Annotated in this window: 1 protein-coding gene; it reads left to right on the top strand. The window is 69.1% G+C overall.

The annotated features are described in order from the left end of the window. Positions 1 to 208 (top strand): hypothetical protein (locus MKL01_RS06340; protein WP_243904370.1); only part of this gene is annotated, 208 nt, incomplete at its 5' end. Positions 209 to 223 lie beyond the last annotated feature (15 nt).

The raw sequence follows: 223 nt of genomic DNA, 5'->3' as shown, positions 1-223 counted from the left end.
GCACGAGTTCATCGGCATTGCCGCCCTGGCAGCCGCCTCCGCTCTGGCCGCAGTCGGCTTCTGGCTGATCGTCGCCGCGATCTTGAGCCTGCCGGCTGACCCGGGCGATCCGCTCATCCAGAACATTGTGGCGGTGCTACACCCTGGCGCCTGGTATGTGCTCGCCGCCCTCGTCGTCCGGTGGATGGGGCGGCTCGCCTCCAAGTGAACGGCGTGCTCGGCC

The organism is Methylobacterium sp. J-070 (assembly GCF_022829385.1).
Taxonomy (GTDB): domain Bacteria; phylum Pseudomonadota; class Alphaproteobacteria; order Rhizobiales; family Beijerinckiaceae; genus Methylobacterium.
Note: the sequence above shows the minus strand (reverse complement) of the source record. Positions and strands in the feature narration are given on the sequence as shown.